This window comes from Streptomyces hygroscopicus (genome assembly GCF_026168105.1).
Taxonomy (GTDB): domain Bacteria; phylum Actinomycetota; class Actinomycetes; order Streptomycetales; family Streptomycetaceae; genus Streptomyces; species Streptomyces hygroscopicus_D.
This window is the reverse complement of record NZ_LBMW01000008.1, coordinates 42,903-57,434: the sequence shown is the minus strand read 5'-3', so window position 1 is coordinate 57,434 and position 14,532 is coordinate 42,903. Positions and strand designations below refer to the sequence as shown.

Sequence of the window (14,532 nt, the reverse complement as noted above, 5' to 3'; positions counted from 1 at the left end):
GTGGTCCCGTTACGAGGATCCCGGCCCCCGGTACGTGTAGGCGGTGACCCAGGTGATGTCCATCTGCGCCCAGGAGCCGGGCGCGGCGTAGGCCCCGTACAGGGCGCTCTCGTTCTGCAGGATCCAGCTCAGCGGCTGCGCGGCGACACCGCGCGTGTCGCTCAGGTACAGCCGGCCGTCCACGTAGTAGCGGGCCTGGCCGGGGGTCCACTCCAGGCTGACCGTGTGCCAGTCGGTGAAGGGCTTGCCGGTGTCGGCGTAGCCCTGGACGCGGCCGTCGCAGGGGTGGTGGAAGACATGGACGGTGTCGACCCAGTTCTGCTCGTACATGTCCATCTCGCAGCCGCCGCCGTAGAGCAGCCAGGCGCTCTTGTAGCCGGGCGCGGCCTTCACGACACGGACGCGCGCGCTGTACTTCCCGTAGGTCTGCTGCATCACCTTGCGCGGTACGACGGCCGCGACATGGAGGTCGCCCCCGGACGCCGGCCGGTACATACGGATGTGCATCCGGCCGTCGCCGTTGGCTGCGGGCCCGACCCACACGGTGTCGTCGGCGCGGTACTCGCCGCCGAGTACGCGGTTGTCGCCGTCTGAGTGGTTGCGGGGGTTCGCGGTGTCGTACCAGCCGCGCGGGTAGGCCCACCAGTCGGCGCGGTAGGAGCCGGTGAGGCCGCCACAGTACGCACTGCGGGTGTCGGCGTGGTGGTCGCAGTCGCTGAAGGAGCCGAGCGGCACCACGTCGCCGTTGAAGTCCTCGGCGAAGACCTGGTGGAAGGGGCCGCAGTCGCCGCGAGGCATGACGTCGCTCGTGGTGTGGCAGGCGTCCTGCGACGGTGTCACGGCATCCGCCCGGGGCGGCAGGAAGGCCACCACGAGGGCGGCCAGGGCAAGGGCGACGACACCGCGGGGGCGGTGCGGTCGGGGTCGGCGGTCTCGGCTCATCTCCTGCTCCTGACTCGGGGGCCGCGACCGGCGCGGCGGTCGCCGGGACCCCGGGGCCGGGCAAGGTGGGAAGGGGCCTCCAACAGGTCTTCCTGGAGGCCGCGCGCATGAGTTCCGCCGTTGGGGTGGTCTCATCCGAAGAGGGCGTCGCGGCTGTCGGGGATAGGCCGCCGACCAGCGGTTTTTACCCAAGGATCAGCGGGGCTTGCCCAGTGTTTGAACACCCCGGCGCCCCCGTACGTGCCTCCCGGCACCGGCCAAGCACCGATCCCCAACGACCAGTTGGTTTCCCCGGGAGGCTCCTTTGCGGCGTACCGACGGTACGGCCCTCCTCATCACGGCACTCGCCGCCACCGTCGGCGCGCGGCCCGACCGGTCCCCCGGCGCCCGTCCCCGGTGCCGTCGTGCCCTCGGCGCCCGCCGCGGCGCCGGGCAACGGCCTTCCCACCGACTCCCAGCCGTCCCCGGGCGCCCCGGGCACGGTGAACACCGGCCGGCCCGAGCCCGTCGACTCGGACAAGGTGCTCCCAGTAGCCCGGCAAGCGGGCCGGAACCGGTTGGAACCTCAAATGTTGCTCTGAACGTCCCCGGGAAGGGGTTCGGCCCCGGGGTGCGGGGCCATGACTCCGTCACACCGGCAGCGGGGGTCCGACGACGGGGACGGACGGCCCGGCCGGTGCTGCCGTGGTCCGCACCACGGCGGTCCCGGGGGATCCGTGGTGAAGGAGGGGACGATGAGGCGACTGGGAACGGGCATCGGATGGCGGCCGGAGATCGCCGACGCCGTGGAGCGTATGCCCGGCCTCGACTGGGTCGAGACCGTGGCCGAGAACGTCTGCCCCGGACATCTTCCCGAGTCGCTGCTGCGTCTGCGCGAGCGCGGCGTCACCGTCGTCCCGCACGGCGTCTCGCTCGGCCTCGGCGGCGCCGACCACCCCGACGAGGCGCGGCTGGCCGCCCTCGCCGAGCGCGCCGAGGCCCTCGGCTCACCGCTGGTCACCGAGCACATCGCGTTCGTGCGGGCGGGCGGCCCGCTGACCGCCTCGCCGGCGCTGGAGGCGGGCCATCTGCTCCCGATCCCGCGCACCCGCGACGCCCTGGCCGTGCTGTGCGAGAACATACGCATCGCCCAGGACGCCCTGCCCGTGCCGCTCGCCGTGGAGAACATCGCGGCGCTGATCTCCTGGCCGGGCGAGGAGCTGACGGAGGGACAGTTCCTGTACGAGCTGGCCGACCGCACCGGGGTCCGGCTGCTGATCGACGTCGCGAACCTCCACACCAACCATGTCAACCGGGGCGAGGACCCGGCCGCGGCCCTGGACGGGCTGCCCCTCGAGGCCATCGCCTACGTCCATGTCGCGGGCGGATTCGAACGCGACGGCGTCTGGCACGACAGCCACGCCCACCCGGTGCCGCAGCCGGTCCTCGACATCCTGGCCGACCTCGCGTCCCGCACCACGCCACCCGGCGTCCTGCTGGAACGCGACGAGAACTTCCCCGAACCGCTCGAGTTGGAGCGGGAGCTGACCACCATCCGGGAAACGGTGGAGAAGGCGTCGGCGGGCGGCGAGCCTCCCGCCCCGCCCGCCCGGCCCGCGGTCTCCCGCACGGCCGCCCCGGACCCGGCGGGCCGCGGCGAGGCGGCCCGGGAACGAGTCGCGCTCGCCCAGGCCGCGTTGCTCTCCTCCCTCGTCGCCGGCACCCCGGTGCCCGAGGGATTCGACCGGGTGCGGCTCGGAGTGCAGGCGCGCGCCCTGGCCTCCAAGCGGGCCGGCGTCGTGGCCAAGGTCGCGCCCGAGCTGCCCGAGATGCTCGGGGAGGGGTACCGGCCCGCCTTCCTCGTCTACGCCCACGGTCACCCCATGACCGGCGGCTACCGGCGCGACGCCCTCGACTTCGCCGGGCATCTGCTGCTCGCCGGGCGCCCCGAGGACGCCGAGACACGGCGCCGACTGCGTGACTGGTGGCTGGAGCGCTCGGGTCCGACCCCACCGTCCGGGCACCCCGCGGCCCGGTTCGCCCGCGCCACGCGCCGGGTCCTCCTGCGGCGTTGAGGGCGTCGCTCGTACCACTCACGTGTGTGCGACGGAGGCCGTGTCCGCGAAGTGTGCCGCGGTTAACACCGGCGGCACATCGCGCAGACACGGCGGCCCATTTGCATCATTTCGGCAGGGAATACCCTCCTTCATGCACCGGACATTGACGCGCTATGCCCGCTTTCCAACTGTTTTCCCGCGTACGGAAGTTGGCGTCGGCAGCCCAGTAATATGCCAACGCGCACCCGAAGCGGACTGGCGTGCGGTGCCGCAAGCAGGAGGCACCATGCGATCCAGACCCGTCCAGGGCCGCGGAATCCTCAGCGGGACCGGGCTCGTCATCACTTTGCTCGCGGCGACCCTCGCCGCACTGGTCTTCCCGGTCTGGTCCTACGCGGACCGCTCCGGCACCGGCCTGGACACCCTGAGCGCCCAGACCGTGTCGACGGCGTACGGTCCGCTGTCCGCGCTGGACCGTGACTTCGTCACCAAGGTCCGGCTGGCCGGTCTGTGGGAGCTGCCGGCGGGCGAGCAGGCCGAGCAGAAGGGGACCACCCAGGCGGTGCGCACCGCGGGAGAGCACCTCGTCGAGGGTCATGCCTTCCTGGACGCCCGCGTCCGCGACGTGGCCGGGCGGCTCGGCCTCGCCCTGCCCAACCAGCCCAGCGCACAGCAGCAACAGTGGCTCGCGACCCTCGACGCGGCCCAGGGCGAGGAGTACGACCGCGACTTCGCCAACCTGCTGCGCCGCGCCCACGGCAAGGTGTTCGCCGTCGTGGCCCAGGTCCGCGCCACCACGCGCAACACGCTTGTGCGCGGCCTCGCCGACGACGCGAACGCGACCGTCCTGGACCACATGAAGGTCCTGGAGGCCACCGGCTACGTCGACTTCGACTGGCTGGCCAGGGACGCGGCCACTGCGAGCCCGCCCCCGCTCACCTACTCCCCCGCCCCTCCGGGCCCCACGAACGATCCCGGCATCCCGGTCCCGGTCGCGCCGTCGCCCGTCCAGGTCGCCCCCTCGCCGGACCCGGTCGCCCCCTCGCCGGACCCGGTCGCCCCCTCGCCGGACCCGGTCGCCCCGTCGGCGACGTACGCCATGCCGCCGGCCACGTCCAGCCCGCCCCCGTAGTGCCTCGCCCCTCACCCGGCGCGACACCCGCGGTCGGTGCTTCACCTCTCCCGCCGCCGAACGAAACATCCCTTTTGTCGCTGCCGTGCACGAAGGGATACGCGATGCGAGCTGTCGCCCTCGGATCCGCCGCCGGGGCCCTGCTCCTGACGGGTCTCGTCACCGTCCCGGCGGTCGGAGCGGCCGCGCGGCCCGGTGACCCCCAGCTGCGGGGCACAGCCGTCGCCGCCCGGCACGCCGCAAGCGCCGGGACCCGCTTCCGGAAGCCGCACGGGCCCGTCGGCGGGGCGAACGGGCCAGGGGTGGCCGGGGATCCCGGCGCCGCGAAGGACCGGCAGGCGCCGTAGGCCGCCCGGGGCGTCAGGCGAGACCGGCGACGAGCTCCGCCACCGACTTGCGGCGTCCGGTGAAGAACGGCACCTCCTCGCGGACGTGCATCCGCGCCTCCGAGGCTCGCAGATGGCGCATGAGGTCGACGATGCGGTACAGCTCGTCGGCCTCGAAGGCGAGGATCCACTCGTAGTCGCCGAGGGAGAAAGAGGCGACCGTGTTGGCGCGCACGTCCGGGTAGCCACGGGCCATCTTGCCGTGGTCCGCGAGCATGCGGCGACGGTCCTCGTCCGGCAGCAGGTACCAGTCGTACGAGCGCACGAAGGGGTAGACGCTGACGTAGTTGCGCGGCGTCTCGTCGGCGAGGAACGCCGGGATGTGCGAGCGGTTGAACTCGGCCGGGCGGTGCAGCGCCATGTTCGACCAGACCGGCTCGAGGGCGCGGCCCAGCCTGGTGCGGCGGAAGAGGTTGTACGCCTCCTGCAGCTGGTCGCTGGTCTCGGCGTGCCACCAGATCATGAGGTCGGCATCGGCGCGCAGCCCCGACACGTCGTACGTACCGCGGATGGTCACGTCCTTGGCGGCGAGCTGGTCGAACAGCTCCTGGACCTCGTCGGCGTAGCCGGAGCGGTCCTCGGGCAGCACGTCCTTCAGCTTGAAGACGGACCACAGCGTGTAGCGGATGACCTCGTTGAGGTCCCTGGCCAGCTTGCCCTTGTTCGGGATCCTGCCGGACTCGGTGGTGGGGGCGTCGTCACTCATGTGCCTATTCTCCCGCTCCGCCGTGCAGGCTCTGCACCGGGTTGGCGGTGAGCTCGTGCACAGCGCGCAGGTCTCCGCCGAGCCGGTCCACGGCCGCGTACGCGCTCGCGATGCACGCAGGGATGCCGACCCCGTCGTACGCCGCACCGCACACGGCAAGGCCCGTCACCCCGGCGACGCGCTCGCGGATGCGGGCCACCCTGGCGTGGTGCCCGACGGGGTACTGGGGCAGGCCGTCGGTCCACCGGGTGACACGGGTCCCCATCGGCGCGGCGTCCAGGCCCGTCGCCTCGCGCAGGTCGTGCCGCGAGACGGCCACGAGGTCCGCGTCCTCGCGCCCCAGGACCTCGGTCTCGCCGTACCGCCCGACGGACGTCCTCAGCACGACCACGTCCGGGTCCTCGTCGGCGATCCAGCCCCACTTCTGGGACGCGAAGGTCGACGCCTTGATCGTGCGCCCGTCGACCGGCGGTACGAGGAAGCCGCTGCCCTCGGGCAGAGCGAGGTCGGCCCGGCGGTAGGCGAGGGTGACGAGGGCCATGGACGCGTACTCGACCGTGCGCAGTTCGGCGGCCGCCTCGGGGGACGCGGTGCGCAGCAGGCGGGCGGCCTCCGGGGCGGGGGCCGCGACGACCACCGCGTCCGCCGCGAGGACGTGGCCCTCGGTCAGGACCTCCCAGCCCCCGGGGGTGCGGAGCAGTCCGTCCGCCGGGCTCTTCAGCAGGATCTCGCCGCCCCGCGCCCGCACCGACTCCGCAACCGCGAGGGGAAGCCGTCCGACACCGCCCTCGATGCCCATGAACACCGGGCCCGGCTGGGGGGCCGAGGCCGCCTTCGCCTGGATCTCGCGGACCGCCTCCGTCAGCGAATCGTGCGTCCGGGCGGCCTGGAAGAGCTGCGGGACGGCGGAGCGCATCGAGATGCGGTACGCGTCACCCGCGTAGACGCCGCCGAGCAGGGGCTCCACCAGTCGGTCGACGACCTCGCGCCCGAGCCGCGCCGCCACGTACTCCCCCACGGCCACGTCGTCGCCGACCTCCGTGCGCGGCAGCCGGGCGTCCCGCTCGATACGGCGCAGACCCTCGTCGGACAGGACGCCGGACAGCGCGGCCGCGGTGCCGGGGACGCCCATGACGTGTCCCTTGGGCATCGGGCGCAGGGCGCCGCGCGTCCAGATCGAGGCGGCCGCCGTGGCGGGCGGCTGGAGCCGGTCCGCGAGGCCCACCTCGCGGGCGAGCGCCACCGCCTCGGGCCGCCGCGCCAGCATCGACTCGGCTCCCAGGTCGACCCGCACGCCTGCGATCTCGCCGGGCAGCAGCTTTCCGCCCACCCGGTCCGACGCCTCGAGCACCGTCACGCGCGCGCCCCGGTCCAGCAGCCGGTGGGCGGCGGCCAGCCCCGCGATCCCGCCTCCGATGACGACGACATGCCCCGCGACGTCCGCGCGGGCCTCCCTTGTGCTCATGGCTCCCAGCCTCTCAGACGCCACCGGCACTTCCGCGGGCGCCCGGTCCCGCGGGCGGCTGTGCGCCAGGGCCGCGTCGCCCGCCGCGTGCGACGGCATCGTCCATACGGTGTCCCCCATGGCTGCACAGAGCGGCCGAGCCCGGTGACGTGGTCAGGCGGGACGGGGAGTTGAGCTCGCGTGAGAGCGGTCTCGAGGCGCCGATCGCCCGGCAGACGTCCGGCTAGGACCACACCGGCCCGGCACGCTCCCGCCCCGCACTCCCCTTCGCGGTGTTCGGGCCGCTTCCGGCGCTGCCGTGGGTGCGGATCGCGCGCATCCGCCCGCCGGGGCGAGCGCGACTGAAATGCCCTGCCCCCGTAGCGTGTTCGTATGAGCATGAGCCGTACGAGTCGTTCCCGGGAGCGCCTGGTCGTCATCGGTGGCGACGCAGCGGGCATGTCCGCCGCGTCGCAGGCGCGCCGTCTCAAGGGCCCCGACGAGCTGGAGGTCGTGGCGTTCGAGCGCGGCCACTTCTCGTCCTACTCGGCGTGCGGGATCCCTTACTGGGTGGGTGGTGACGTCGCCACCCGGGACGAGTTGATCGCCCGTACGCCGCAGGAACACCGGGCGCGCGACATCGACCTGCGGATGCGGACCGAGGTCACGGAGATCGATGTCGAGGGCGGTCGCGTGCGCACGCGGGACGTCGACACGGGTGCCGAGGGGTGGACGTCGTACGACCGGCTCGTGATAGCGACGGGTGCCCGCCCGATCCGACCCGACCTGCCCGGCGCCGACGGGCCGGGGGTGCACGGGGTGCAGACCCTGGACGACGGCCAGGCCCTGCTGGACTCGCTGGCCGCCACGCGGGGCCGCCGGGCGGTCGTCGTCGGCGCCGGATACATCGGTGTGGAGATGGCCGAGGCGATGATCAACCGCGGCTACGAGGTCACCGTCGTCAACCGCGGCAGCGAGCCCATGGCCACGCTCGACCCGGACATGGGCCGCCTCGTGCACCGGGCCATGGAGGGACTCGGCATCACCATGGTGAACGACGCCGGGGTCACCAAGATCCTCACCAGCGAGGACGGGCAGGTCCGGGCGGTCGGGACGGAAGCCGCCGAATACCCGGCGGACGTGGTGGTCCTCGGCATCGGTGTGCGCCCGGAGACGGCGCTCGCCAAGGCCGCCGGACTGCCGCTCGGCGACCACGGCGGGCTGCTCACCGACCTGGCGATGCGGGTGCGCGGCCAAGAGAACATCTGGGCGGGCGGCGACTGCGTCGAGGTCCTCGACCTGGTTTCCGGACGCGAACGGCACATCGCGCTGGGCACGCACGCCAACAAGCACGGGCAGGTGATCGGCACCAATGTGGGCGGCGGCTACGCCACGTTCCCGGGGGTCGTGGGCACGGCGGTGAGCAAGGTCTGCGACCTGGAGATCGCCCGCACGGGCCTGCGCGAGAAGGACGCGCGCCGGGCGGGGCTCCAGTACGAGACGGTCACCATCGAGTCGACCAGTCGCGCGGGCTACTACCCGAACGCCGCGCCGATGACGGTGAAGATGCTCGCCGAGCGCCGCACCGGCCGGCTGCTCGGCGTCCAGATCGTCGGCCGTGAGGGCGCGGCCAAGCGCGTCGACATCGCTGCCGTAGCACTGACCGCACGCATGACGGTGGAGGAGATGACCGCCCTGGACCTGGGCTACGCGCCCCCGTTCTCACCGGTGTGGGACCCGATCCTGGTGGCGGCCCGCAAGGCGACCGCGGCGGTGCGAAGAAACGCCGGGTAGGCAGGGCAGGAGGAGCGCACCCCGTCAAGGGCGCGGACCCGCTCACGCCGTTTCGTGCTGCCCGTTCGTTCCGTTGATCCGCTCGATGGCCTGACGTGCCTGCTCGGCCGGAGGCCGGGACGGCAGGGACGCCACGGACGCACTGGACGGCACGGCGGCCGACTGCGGCGCGGCCGACGGCTTCGCGTGGGCGGCCGGCCGCGTGGAGCGCAACCGGTGGCTGACGGCCTCGTCGAGGGTGACGGGACGCTGCATCTGGGTGGCGAGCCGGCCGGCCTCCTGGCCGAGCCGGGCGACGTCCTCCCAGGGCAGGTGGATCACCAGGGCGAGCTCGGCCTCGCCGTCGGGCAGAGCGTGTATCGGAGGGGTCCTTCGGTCGTTCATCGCCTGTCCTCACGTCGTCCCCGCGACACGCCTTCCCCCCGCCGCGGGCGGTTGAGGAGACATACGCACACGCGGACCGACGCGTTCACCGATTCGCCCGGCCCGTCCAGGGCACTAATTCCTTGTGGTCATACCCGTCCATGACGAGAACCCGGTGCGCCGTACGCCCTATGTGACGTACGCGCTGATCGCGGCCAACTTCCTGGTTTTCCTGTCCACCCCGGGTCTGACGGGCTCGGTGGCGGGATGGAGCGGCCTGTCCCAGCTGTGTCATCTCCAGGCATTCCTGGAGCACTACGCGGCGGTGCCGCGCGAGTTGATCCATGACCGGTTCCCGCGGCTCGTCCCCACGGGCGCGACGGGCATCGGCCCGAACGGCCCGGGCTGTGTGGTGGCCCCGCCGACCTACCACAAGTCACCGCCGCTGTCGGTCCTCACCGCGATGTTCCTGCACGGCAGCTGGCTGCATCTGCTGGGGAACATGCTCTTCCTGCTGATCTTCGGCAACAACATCGAGGACCGCCTGGGCCACATCCGCTACGCGCTGTTCTATGTGGTGTGCGGGTACGCGGCGGCGTACGGCTTCGCGTACCTCAATGACTTCTCGGGGGCCCCGCTGATCGGCGCGTCGGGTGCCATCGCGGGTGTGCTCGGCGCGTATCTGGCCCTCTATCCCCGGGCCAGGGTCTGGGTCCTGGTCCCGTTCCTGATCTTCCTGCCCCTGCGGCTGCCCGCCTGGATCGTGCTCGGCTTCTGGTTCGCGCTGCAGGCGCTCTACTCCTACGGGGGCGCCGTCTCCTCGGCCGGGACCGTGGCGTACGCGGCCCATGTGGTCGGCTTCATCGTGGGCATGATCCTGGCCTGGCCGCTGCGTCCGGGCACCCCGCCGCCGCCCGAGCCGCGCGGCCTGCTGTGGGGCAGGCAGGCGCGGCACGGTTGGTGAGCCGCAGGCGCACGGCAGGAGGACGCGCGGGACGGCGGAGGAGCCGCAGGGACGCGCTGGACGGCGAGTGAGCCGAAGGGGCGCGCCGGAGGCGAACCGGAGCCGTAAAAACCGAAGGCGAACCGGAGCCGTAAAAAGAGGAAGGGGCGTCAGCGCGCCGTCTGCGCGTGGACGTACTCCACGAGCCGGGTGAGGCTGTCCGGGTCGGTGGAGGGCATCACGCCGTGGCCGAGGTTGAAGACGTGGCCCTCGAGTCCGGCGGCGGCGCCCAGCACCTCGCGCGTCTTGGCTTCGACGGCCTCCGTCGGGGCGAAGAGGACCGCCGGGTCCAGATTGCCCTGGAGGGCCTTGCCCGGACCGACGCGGCGGGCCGCCTCGTCGAGCGGGACGCGCCAGTCGACACCGACGACGTCCGCGCCGGCCTCGCCCATCAGCCCGAGGAGCTCGCCGGTGCCGACACCGAAGTGGATGCGGGGAACGCCGTACCCTTCGACGGCCCGGAAGACCTTGGCCGAGGCGGGCATGACCGAGCGGCGGTAGTCGGCGGGAGCGAGGGCACCGGCCCAGGAGTCGAAGAGCTGGACGGCCGAGGCGCCCGCCTCGATCTGGACCTTCAGAAAAGCGGCCGTGATGTCCGCGAGCCGGTCCACCAGGTCGGCCCACAGCTGCGGGTCACCGTACATGAGCGCCTTGGTGTGCTCGTACGTGCGCGAGGGGCCGCCCTCGATGAGGTAGCTCGCCAGCGTGAAGGGCGCGCCCGCGAAACCGATCAGCGGTGTCTCGCCCAGCTCGGCGGTGAGCAACTGGACGGCCTCCGTGACGTACGAGACGTCCTCGGGGGTCAGGTCGCGCAAGCGGGCCAGGTCGGCGCGGGAGCGGATCGGTTGCTCGACGACGGGGCCGACGCCGGGCTTGATGTCGAGGTCGAGACCGATGGCCTTGAGCGGGACGACGATGTCGCTGAAGTAGATCGCCGCGTCCACGCCGTGCCGGCGTACGGGCTGCAGCGTGATCTCGGTGACCAACTCGGGCCGCATGCAGGACTCGAGCATGGGGATGCCCTCGCGCACCTTGCGGTACTCGGGCAGGGAGCGTCCGGCCTGCCGCATGAACCACACCGGTGTGTGCGGCACCGGCTCGCGCCTGCACGCCTTCAGGAAGGCGGAGTCGTACGTCGCTGTCGGCTGGCCCGTCGCGGGGCGGTCATTGACACTCACGCCAAGAAGTCTCGCACGCCGCACGGACAGCGGACTCCGGGGGCGGTGGCGGCCCGGCAGGAGCGCCCCGAGGGGCGCGGGGCCGTGACCTCGCGCGGCTCCGCCGCGGAACGCGACCGGTCACGGGCGACCCGCGGCCGCCGCTCGATCCGATTCCCCTTGGCGAGCGGGCGCCCGTTCGCACCCCCGACGGCAGCGCCCACAGCCACCCCGCGCGGTTCCCGGCCAAACCGCCGGAGGCCGACGGCAAAGGGTGTCTCTACCTGCGAAATCGCTTTCTTCCCCTTAACCTTCCCCGCATGGCTGCGGCTCAGGGACAACCGACGGACGGCGCTGGCGGAATGGACGACGCGGAGGAGGGGGACCCCAATGGGACGGAGACGGCTCCGCTGCCGTTCCGCACCGCGGTCGACGCGCTACGGACCGCGCGGCTGCGGCCGGAGATCGAGATCGAGCCGACACGTCCCCCGCAGCGGCTCGCCCCGTTCACGTACGCGCTGGAGGCGGCCGTCGTCCAGGAGGACGAGGACCTGGCCGACGGACGTCTCGTCCTGCTGCACGACCCGGCCGGGCACGACGCCTGGCAGGGCTCCTTCCGTCTGGTCACGCTCGTGCGCGCGGAACTCGAACCGGAGATGGCCGCCGACCCACTGCTGCCCGAGGTGTGCTGGTCCTGGCTGACCGGCGCGCTCCAGTCCCGCGGACTGGCGTACGGCGAGCCGAGCGGCACCGTCACCCGCGCGAGCTCGCACTACTTCGGCGGACTCGCCGCACGCCCGGCCGCCTCACAGATCGAGATCCGTGCCTCCTGGACGCCCCGCGAAGGTGTCGGCGGTGTCCCGGACACGGCCGCCCACCTGGCCTCCTGGTGCGACCTGCTGTCCCAGGTGGCCGGCCTGCCCCCGGCGGCCCCGGGCGACACCTCGGTGGTGACCCTGCCGCAGCGCCGGGGGCCCCAGTCCCGCTGACGCCACCGCGCCTTCCGCATCTTCCGGCCCACTCCGACGAGGGGCGGTGCCGCGTGCCCGTCCCGCAGCGCCCCTCGTCAGTTCGAGGTTGACGTTTCTTGCCATCTCTTTGTCGATACGGCCACTTTCAGCCGCATATCGACAACGGAGCGAACCGATTCGATCTTCGGTTGATCGCTCGCGCGTCCGAATTGCACGGATTGTTACTCACCAAATCGTGATCATTCTCTAAAGGAGCACGAGTTTGGTGCCGAAGACGACTGTGACCTTGAAAGCACGGTTCGTCTCGGCTTCATCCCCAGAGCCGGCCCCGTCCCGCACCCGCACCCCCTCCAGGAGGCCTGGTGTCCGTTCTCCTCGAGCAGCCCGCAAGCCTGGTCGCCTATCGCCCCAACAAGCCGACCGCCATGGTCGTCGTGGCCGACCCACGCGTCCGTTCCACCGTCACCCGCCACCTGTGGGCCCTCGGAGTGCGCGACGTCATCGAGGCGTCGTCGATCGCGGAGGCCCGACCCCGTATCGGCAACCCGCGCGACATCTGCGTCGCCGACGTCCACCTACCCGACGGCTCCGGCCTCACCCTCCTCTCGGAGACCCGCGCCGCGGGGTGGCCCAACGGTCTCGCCCTGTCCGCCGCCGACGACATCGGCGCGGTCCGCAACGCCCTGGCGGGCGGCGTCAAGGGCTACGTCGTCACCGGCACGCGCACCAACGTCGGACTCCCCACCCGGCCCGGCGCCGCCCCCATCGGCGCCGCCGCCGCGCGCCTGCACCGCCGCCCCCCGGGTGCCCCGAGCCACCCGGGCGGCTACCGCGAGCTGTCGGGCCGCGAGGTCGAGGTGCTGCGCCTGGTCGCCGAGGGCCAGTCGAACAAGGCGATCGGCGTCTCCATGGGGCTGTCCGCGCTGACCGTCAAGAGCCACCTCGCCCGCATCGCCCGCAAGCTCGGCACCGGCGACCGCGCCGGGATGGTGGCGGTGGCCCTGCGAACCGGCATCATCCACTGACCCGTATCCCACTGCCGCCCCCTGCTCCGCGTCCGCAACGAGCCGCTGCCGACCCGGATCAGGGACTCCCTCGGCCCCGGTGCGCCCCCCGATGGACCGCGCACACCCGAATCCCCCGCCGCCCCAAGTGAGACGTGACTGGATTGCGCCCCTCCACCGCCCGTCGACGGAACGTTCCGTCGGCGGGCGTACTCCATCCACAGATACCCTTGACAGGTGACCGACGCCCAAGAGACCGCAGCAGACAGCCCACTGCGAACCACCGGAGGCGCCCCTCCGGACGACCTCGAAGCGGCGCCGATCCCCTTGCTCGAGCCGCGAGACGGCGTGCCGCCCGTGATCGCCGACGAGGCCTCGCTCGCCGAGGCGATCGCCGCCTTCGCCGCTGGCACCGGCCCCGTGGCCGTCGACGCCGAACGAGCCTCCGGCTACCGCTACGGCCAGCGCGCCTATCTGGTGCAACTGCGCCGCGAGGGCGCCGGCACCGCGCTGATCGACCCCGCGGCCTGCCCCGACCTGTCCGGCCTGGGCGAGGCGCTCGGCGGTGTGGAGTGGGTGCTGCACGCCGCCACCCAGGACCTGCCGTGCCTGCGCGAAATAGGCATGATGCCGTCCCGTCTGTTCGACACCGAGCTCGCCGGGCGGCTCGCCGGGTTCCCCCGGGTGGGGCTCGGCGCCATGGTGGAGGGCGTCCTGGGCTTCGTCCTGGAGAAGGGCCACTCCGCCGTCGACTGGTCGACACGGCCCCTGCCCGAGCCGTGGCTGCGCTACGCGGCCCTGGACGTCGAGCTGCTCGTCGACCTGCGGGACGCCCTGGAGAAGGAGCTGGACCGGCAGGGCAAGCTGGAGTGGGCCCATCAGGAGTTCGAGGCGATCGCCTCCGCGCCGCCGGCGGAGCCGCGCAAGGACCCCTGGCGCCGTACGTCCGGAATGCACAAGGTGCGCCGCCGCCGGCAGATGGCGGCCGTGCGGGAGCTGTGGCAGACCCGGGACCGCATCGCGCAGCGCCGGGACGTCTCGCCGGGCAAGGTTCTCGGGGACGCGGCGATCATCGAGGCCGCGCTGGCCCTCCCGGCGAACGTGCACGCCCTGGCGGCGCTCGCCGGCTTCGGGCACCGCATGGGTCGGCGCCAGCTGGAGCAGTGGCAGGCCGCGATCGACCGCGCCAAGGTGCTGCCCGAGGCCGAGCTGCCGCAGCCGGGCCAGCCGGTGACCGGGCCCCCTCCGCCGCGCGCGTGGGCCGACAAGGACCCGGCGGCCGCGGCACGGCTGTCGGCGGCGCGGGCCGCGGTGTCGGCACTGGCCGAGCGGCTGAACATGCCGCAGGAGAACCTGATCGCTCCGGATACGGTGCGGAGGCTGTGCTGGGAGCCGCCGAAGTCCGCCGACGCCGAGTCGGTGGGCGCCGCTCTCGCGCGGCACGGGGCGCGGCCGTGGCAGGTCGACCAGGTGACGCCGGTACTGGTGACGGCCGTGTCCGTGGGTGCTTGACCGCCGCGGGCGTTTCTGCCGGACGACGGATGCGGCTCTTCTCCGGTCGTCCGCGCCGAAGCGGCGGAGCGGCACAGATCCG

The 14,532-nt window shown here is 72.9% G+C and carries 13 protein-coding genes; 8 read left to right on the top strand and 5 right to left on the bottom strand.

Translation table 11 applies throughout. The annotated features are described in order from the left end of the window. Positions 1-9 precede the first annotated feature (9 nt). On the bottom strand, positions 10-942 hold the full coding sequence (locus AAW14_RS10970) for a glycoside hydrolase family 16 protein (protein ID WP_265562580.1): 933 nt from the start codon (positions 940-942) through the stop codon (positions 10-12). A 734-nt stretch (positions 943-1,676) separates the two neighbouring features. Between AAW14_RS10970 and AAW14_RS10965 the strand changes: the two genes are divergently transcribed. From AAW14_RS10965 to AAW14_RS10955, 3 genes are all read left to right on the top strand, one after another. Continuing rightward, complete coding sequence (locus AAW14_RS10965; protein ID WP_265562578.1) at positions 1,677-2,996, top strand: DUF692 domain-containing protein; 1,320 nt, start codon at positions 1,677-1,679, stop codon at positions 2,994-2,996. Between the two features lie 268 nt (positions 2,997-3,264). After that, positions 3,265-4,110: a DUF4142 domain-containing protein gene (locus AAW14_RS10960; RefSeq protein ID WP_265562576.1), complete on the top strand. Its 846-nt coding sequence runs from the start codon at positions 3,265-3,267 to the stop codon at positions 4,108-4,110. A gap of 104 nt (positions 4,111-4,214) precedes the next feature. Then, positions 4,215-4,457 (top strand): hypothetical protein, encoded by a 243-nt coding sequence (locus AAW14_RS10955; RefSeq protein ID WP_265562574.1) that lies wholly within the window; start codon positions 4,215-4,217, stop codon positions 4,455-4,457. 13 nt (positions 4,458-4,470) lie between these two features. On the opposite strand, the gene hemQ is transcribed toward AAW14_RS10955, so the two are convergent. Next, a complete protein-coding gene (gene hemQ / locus AAW14_RS10950) occupies positions 4,471-5,202 on the bottom strand; it encodes a hydrogen peroxide-dependent heme synthase (protein ID WP_265562572.1) in 732 nt (243 codons plus the stop codon). Between the two features lie 4 nt (positions 5,203-5,206). Then, positions 5,207-6,667, bottom strand: coding sequence for a protoporphyrinogen oxidase (gene hemG / locus AAW14_RS10945; protein ID WP_265562570.1), 1,461 nt, complete (start codon positions 6,665-6,667; stop codon positions 5,207-5,209). Between the two features lie 372 nt (positions 6,668-7,039). On the opposite strand from hemG, the gene AAW14_RS10940 reads away from it, so the two are divergent. After that, positions 7,040-8,440 carry an FAD-dependent oxidoreductase gene (locus tag AAW14_RS10940; RefSeq protein WP_265562568.1) on the top strand — a complete coding sequence of 467 codons (1,401 nt, stop codon included), beginning with the start codon at positions 7,040-7,042 and terminating at the stop codon, positions 8,438-8,440. Between the two features lie 42 nt (positions 8,441-8,482). On the opposite strand, the gene AAW14_RS10935 is transcribed toward AAW14_RS10940, so the two are convergent. Beyond that, positions 8,483-8,824 (bottom strand): hypothetical protein, encoded by a 342-nt coding sequence (locus tag AAW14_RS10935; protein ID WP_265562566.1) that lies wholly within the window; start codon positions 8,822-8,824, stop codon positions 8,483-8,485. A gap of 124 nt (positions 8,825-8,948) precedes the next feature. On the opposite strand from AAW14_RS10935, the gene AAW14_RS10930 reads away from it, so the two are divergent. Next, complete coding sequence (locus tag AAW14_RS10930; protein WP_265562564.1) at positions 8,949-9,767, top strand: rhomboid family intramembrane serine protease; 819 nt, start codon at positions 8,949-8,951, stop codon at positions 9,765-9,767. A gap of 149 nt (positions 9,768-9,916) precedes the next feature. Here the strand turns inward: AAW14_RS10930 and hemE are convergent, their stop codons facing one another. After that, positions 9,917-10,984 carry a uroporphyrinogen decarboxylase gene (gene hemE / locus AAW14_RS10925; protein WP_265562562.1) on the bottom strand — a complete coding sequence of 356 codons (1,068 nt, stop codon included), beginning with the start codon at positions 10,982-10,984 and terminating at the stop codon, positions 9,917-9,919. 299 nt (positions 10,985-11,283) lie between these two features. Between hemE and AAW14_RS10920 the strand changes: the two genes are divergently transcribed. The 3 genes from AAW14_RS10920 (at position 11,284) to AAW14_RS10910 (ending at position 14,450) form a co-directional block, all read left to right on the top strand. Then, positions 11,284-11,952 (top strand): DUF3000 domain-containing protein, encoded by a 669-nt coding sequence (locus AAW14_RS10920; protein ID WP_265562560.1) that lies wholly within the window; start codon positions 11,284-11,286, stop codon positions 11,950-11,952. Between the two features lie 344 nt (positions 11,953-12,296). After that, the gene (locus AAW14_RS10915) at positions 12,297-12,959 is read left to right on the top strand and encodes a response regulator transcription factor (RefSeq protein WP_003993737.1); all 663 of its coding nucleotides are present in this window, start codon (positions 12,297-12,299) and stop codon (positions 12,957-12,959) included. 216 nt (positions 12,960-13,175) lie between these two features. Further along, positions 13,176-14,450 carry a ribonuclease D gene (locus AAW14_RS10910; protein WP_265562552.1) on the top strand — a complete coding sequence of 425 codons (1,275 nt, stop codon included), beginning with the start codon at positions 13,176-13,178 and terminating at the stop codon, positions 14,448-14,450. Positions 14,451-14,532 lie beyond the last annotated feature (82 nt).